Source organism: Kytococcus schroeteri, assembly GCF_002847825.1.
Lineage (GTDB): Bacteria > Actinomycetota > Actinomycetes > Actinomycetales > Dermatophilaceae > Kytococcus > Kytococcus schroeteri.
In genome coordinates, this window is record NZ_PKIZ01000106.1 from 1 (window position 1) to 342 (window position 342).

The 342-nt window shown below is 65.5% G+C and carries 1 pseudogene; it reads left to right on the forward strand.

Annotation, left to right across the window (positions count from 1 at the left end):
• Positions 1-336 (forward strand): annotated as a pseudogene (locus CYJ76_RS11735) (hypothetical protein); the annotation flags it as partial.
• Positions 337-342: the final 6 nt, after the last annotated feature.

Below are 342 nucleotides of genomic sequence, written 5' to 3' on the forward strand. Positions count from 1 at the left end.
AACCTGGCCGCATGGCACCGCAACCAGTTCAAGCAGGCGACCTCCCTGTCTGGTTACCTGAACCCGACCTGGCCGGGTATGTATGCCGGAATCCAGTACGCGATGTCTGACGCTGACCAGGGTGCAAACATCTGGGATATGTGGGGCAGCCCGGTCGATCCGCGCCGCTTCCGTAATGACCCGACCGTTCAGGCTGGCCGCTTCCGTGGCATGCCGCTGTACCTGGCCGCCTCCGGTGGCGTTCCTTCCCGCGGCGAGGGGTTGGCGCTGCGCGTGAGGGGCTGGGGTGCGGGTGGCGCTGGTGGGGTATTGAGGCTTATTACGAACGGGGTGTAGGGGCGT